This is a genomic window from Tateyamaria pelophila (genome assembly GCF_019966495.1).
Taxonomy (GTDB): domain Bacteria; phylum Pseudomonadota; class Alphaproteobacteria; order Rhodobacterales; family Rhodobacteraceae; genus Tateyamaria; species Tateyamaria pelophila.
The window spans coordinates 1-3,679 of the sequence record NZ_JAIMIA010000229.1 but is presented as its reverse complement, the minus strand read 5'-3'; the positions used below and the strand labels follow the sequence as shown (position 1 = coordinate 3,679).

The 3,679-nt window shown below is 58.7% G+C and carries 5 protein-coding genes and 1 pseudogene; 2 read left to right on the top strand and 4 right to left on the bottom strand.

Going from position 1 to position 3,679, the window contains the following annotated elements:
- Positions 1-141 precede the first annotated feature (141 nt).
- Genes tnpC through tnpA form a run of 3 tightly spaced genes read right to left on the bottom strand, consistent with a single transcriptional unit; the run spans position 142 to position 2,423 of the window.
- Positions 142-1,641 carry an IS66 family transposase gene (gene tnpC, locus LC354_RS26880; RefSeq protein WP_223429011.1) on the bottom strand — a complete coding sequence of 500 codons (1,500 nt, stop codon included), beginning with the start codon at positions 1,639-1,641 and terminating at the stop codon, positions 142-144.
- A gap of 60 nt (positions 1,642-1,701) precedes the next feature.
- Positions 1,702-2,049: an IS66 family insertion sequence element accessory protein TnpB gene (tnpB, locus tag LC354_RS26875; RefSeq protein ID WP_223429010.1), complete on the bottom strand. Its 348-nt coding sequence runs from the start codon at positions 2,047-2,049 to the stop codon at positions 1,702-1,704.
- A complete protein-coding gene (gene tnpA, locus LC354_RS26870; protein ID WP_223429009.1) occupies positions 2,046-2,423 on the bottom strand; it encodes an IS66-like element accessory protein TnpA in 378 nt (125 codons plus the stop codon). The genes tnpB and tnpA overlap by 4 nt, the downstream gene beginning before the upstream one ends.
- A 261-nt stretch (positions 2,424-2,684) precedes the next feature.
- Here tnpA and LC354_RS26865 point away from each other — a divergent pair, with 261 nt between their 5' ends.
- Positions 2,685-3,026 (top strand): type II toxin-antitoxin system RelE/ParE family toxin, encoded by a 342-nt coding sequence (locus tag LC354_RS26865; protein WP_223429008.1) that lies wholly within the window; start codon positions 2,685-2,687, stop codon positions 3,024-3,026.
- Complete coding sequence (locus tag LC354_RS26860) at positions 3,023-3,316, top strand: helix-turn-helix domain-containing protein (RefSeq protein WP_223429007.1); 294 nt, start codon at positions 3,023-3,025, stop codon at positions 3,314-3,316. Before LC354_RS26865 ends, LC354_RS26860 begins: the two co-directional genes overlap by 4 nt.
- An 8-nt stretch (positions 3,317-3,324) precedes the next feature.
- On the opposite strand, the pseudogene LC354_RS26855 reads toward LC354_RS26860, so the two are convergent.
- Positions 3,325-3,504, bottom strand: a pseudogene (locus LC354_RS26855) (DUF2493 domain-containing protein); the annotation flags it as partial.
- Between the last annotated feature and the right edge of the window lie 175 nt (positions 3,505-3,679).

Sequence of the window (3,679 nt, the reverse complement as noted above, 5' to 3'; positions counted from 1 at the left end):
AGACGATGTCATCAAGCAGTATCTGGAATTACATTCCGACAAATGATGCCCCCGGCGTCAGCCGGTGGTCCTTCACTGACCATGGTCGGCTGCTCAACTTTTCGGTTGGACGGACATAAGTAAGCGTCCGGTCTGACCGCCCTATGTCGCGGTTTTCCACGGCAGGAGATCGTCGACCCGGTTGATCTTGTAGTCAGAGATGCGTGCAAGTGTGTCGGCCAGCCAGGCCTGCGGATCGATACCGTTCAGTTTGGCTGTCTCGATCAGGGTGTAGGCGATTGCGGCGGCCTTTCCACCAGTCTGCGAGCCCACGAAGAGATAATTTTTCCGGCCAATGGCGATGGAGCGCATCGCGCGTTCGGCCGTGTTGTTGTCGAGTTCCAGGATGCCGTGATCGAGGTAGGGTTTGAGCCTTTCCATGCGGGTCAGGGCATAACGGATCGCGGCCGCCAGCGGCGACTTTCCGGAGATGCTGGGCAACTGAGCATGCAGCCAGACCTCGAGATCATTGAAGATCGGCTTTGCCCTGGCTTGCCTGATCTCGACCCGCAACTCGGGTGGTGATCCCCGCGCGTCCTTCTCGACCGCGTAGAGCTGCGCGATGCACCGGATGGCTTCATCGGCTATGGCCGAGCCTTGGGCTCGGTGGATGTCGACAAACTTACGGCGCACATGTGCCATGCAAGCGACCTCGCGGATGTCTCCGGAACGGTAGATGTCCTCGAACCCGGCATAGCCATCCGCGTGCATCCAGCCTTGATACTTTGCGAGGTGATCCTTCGGATGCTGCCCTTTGCGATCTGGCGAGAACTGATACCAACTGGCAGGTGGGGCATCACCGTCCCACGGTCGTTCATCCCGGCCATAAGCCCAGAGCCGCGCTGTTGCTGTCTTGCCGGTGCCGGGGGCCAGCATCTTCACCGGGGTGTCGTTTGCGAAGATGGCCTGTCCAGCCAGCACGTGCCGTCCAATGGCATCTGCGAGCGGTTCCAAAAGGGCCGTGGATTTGCCAACCCAATCGGCTAGCGTTGAGCGGTCAATGTCGATCCCGTCGCGCTCGAAGATGCCGCTCTGGCGATAGAGCGGTAGGTGATCGGCGTATTTGTTGACCAGCACATGTGCCAGCAGGCCGGGTCCGGGACGGCCCCGTTCGATCGGGCGTGATGGCAAAGCAGCCTGCGAGAAGCCCTCGCAACCCGAACATGCAAAGCGGGGCCGCACGATGCGGTTCACGATGAACCGGCCGGGAACATACTCCAACTCTTCGGTCACATCCTCCCCCAGTCGGCGCAGCGCACCACCACAATGGGCGCAATCGTCGTCGCCCGTCGTCAGTTCGACTTCCATGCGTGGGATGTGATCGGGGATCGGCCGGCGCTTCGGCTTGTCCTTCGGCTCCTCGTCGGGAAGCCGCAGCTTCGCCGTCATCTTGGCGACAGCGATCTCGCTCGTCTCCAATGCCAGTTGAAGCTGTTCGATGCTCTCGGAAGAGGCGCCGAACCGATGGCTGCGATGGCCCGCCAGTTGATGCCGCAACTTCTCGATCAGGACCGCCTGCGACTTCACCTCAGCCAGCAACAGCGCTGTGAACTGTCTCAGTTCATCAGGGTCTTCCGGCAGGGATTTGGCCACGTCCAACATGGTCGGACCATAGCAAAACAACGGTGCGACGGGAATCCCACGCGGGCAATCACCGTCGCTTTATCCTGCCTTGAGCGGCTTCCAGCTGCGTTGCGGCAGACGCCAGTCGATCCCCTCCAAGAGCATCGCCAACTGGGCAGCTGTCAGGGCGATCTTGCCCTCCTTCGCCGATGGCCAAACAAACCGGCCCTTCTCAAGCCGTTTGCTGAATAGGCACGCGCCTTGGCCGTCCCACCAGATGATCTTGATCAGATCGCCGCGGCGGCCGCGGAAGACAAACATGTGACCCGCAAACGGGTCCTGCTTCAGCGTCTGCTCTGCCTGGGCCGCCAGCGTCGTGAACCCGCGCCGCATATCGGTCACACCCGCTGCAAGCCACACCCGTGTGTTCGCCGGAACCGGGATCATGCAGACAGGCCTCGGATGAGCCGGGCCAATGCTTCGGGATCGTAGCAACCGATGATCCTCAGCCTATGACCGCCTGCAATGTCGATCTCAATTGCGCTGCGCGCGGGCTTGGCGTCAGGCGTCGGGACCGTGTCTTCGTTCCGGGGCCGGTCAACGATCTCAACCGGCAGGAAACAGGGCGCATCATCTCCCAGATCCTCAACCGCTTCAGGATCTGGCGCATATCGAGGATCACGCAACCATTTGAAAATCATGTTCGCGTTCATCGCGTAACGGCGGGCGACCTGCGCCACCGAAACACCCGCTGCCGTCGTCTGAAAACAGATCGACCGCTTCTCTTCGTCCGTCCAAAGCCGCTTCGTCCGACGCGCCATTCGCTGCCCCATAGTGTCCGCTATCCAAAGCGGACACTATCAAACACACTCTATGCCCGGCAGAGCAGTCAGCCCGGACGCTTACGGACATAAAGCATTGCAACGTTCTTGATCAAAAGCCTGGAAACCAAACAGCAGATGAACGATCTCTCAGAGTCGGCAAGACGGCGGCGAGGTCAGCCATATTATGACTTGCATACGCAATCAGGATAACATACGTCATTGACACATAAGTCAATGACGCCTATACGGATTGAAGCGATGACACGATTGCAGACTGTTGTTGAGCTTCCCGAATTTCAGAGGCGCGCCAAGGCAATCATGTCTGACCGGGAACGCGAGGCTGCAATAAGCTTCGTCGCCGCTAACCCTGAGGCCGGCGTGTCCCTCGGCGGTGGTCTGCGCAAAGTACGTATACCTCGGGACGGAGGCGGTAAGAGTGGTGGATTCAGGACGATCTATGTATTTGGCGGAACTCACATGCCGATTTTTCTGATCACAGTATTCGCCAAAAATGAGAAGGCCAACCTGTCAAAGACAGAGCAAGCTGCGGCCGTCGAGATGAGCAAAGCGATTGTCTCAAGATATGGAGATGGAACATGAGTGCATTTGAGAGCGTAAAAAATGGGCTGGAAGAGGCTCTGGCCTTTGCCAAAGGTGATGCCGCTGATGCGAAGGTGCATGAGGTTACTGTAACCAGCGTCAATGTCGCAGAGGTCCGACAGCAAACCGGCCTATCACAGGCCGCATTCGCCAAAAGCATCGGTGTGGCAAAAGGAACCTTGCTAAATTGGGAACACGGACGTCGGCATCCGACGGGACCGGCACAGGTCCTGTTAGCACTCATCGCCAAAAAACCGTCAGTCGTTCAGGACTTGTTGCGAGGCGCGTGAACCGGGGCTTACGCCCCGATCCTTTTGACGCGAATACCGAGCTTTCGCGCTTTATCCACGATATTCTCCGTGATCCCTGACTCTGGTGTTGTGATCAGACCTTGAGGCTGGATCTCCAACATCTTGTCGTTGCGCTTGAAGGGGGCAGCTTTGCCGTGGCTTTTCCAGTCGGGCTTGAAGACGACTTGCGGCAGCGCAGCGCCAAGCCCAGTTTGGGGTGGCCTGAATGTCGGCTTCCAACCCCGCGGGATGGATGGCTCGCGCTTGCAGCGAAGGTCAGCTTCTCTAGGCAGCGGACTCATAAAACTCGATCCACAGCCTGACGGATGCCAGTTTGATCATCGACAGGAAATTGCGTGATGT

What these genes read in the sequence shown, in the direction of transcription:
- tnpC (WP_223429011.1), bottom strand. Translation starts at nt 1,641, where the DNA reads ATGTTGGACGTGGCCAAATCCCTGCCGGAAGACCCTGATGAACTGAGA.
- LC354_RS26860 (WP_223429007.1), top strand. Translation starts at nt 3,023, where the DNA reads ATGAGTGCATTTGAGAGCGTAAAAAATGGGCTGGAAGAGGCTCTGGCC.
- tnpA (WP_223429009.1), bottom strand. Translation starts at nt 2,423, where the DNA reads ATGGCGCGTCGGACGAAGCGGCTTTGGACGGACGAAGAGAAGCGGTCG.
- tnpB (WP_223429010.1), bottom strand. Translation starts at nt 2,049, where the DNA reads ATGATCCCGGTTCCGGCGAACACACGGGTGTGGCTTGCAGCGGGTGTG.
- LC354_RS26865 (WP_223429008.1), top strand. Translation starts at nt 2,685, where the DNA reads ATGACACGATTGCAGACTGTTGTTGAGCTTCCCGAATTTCAGAGGCGC.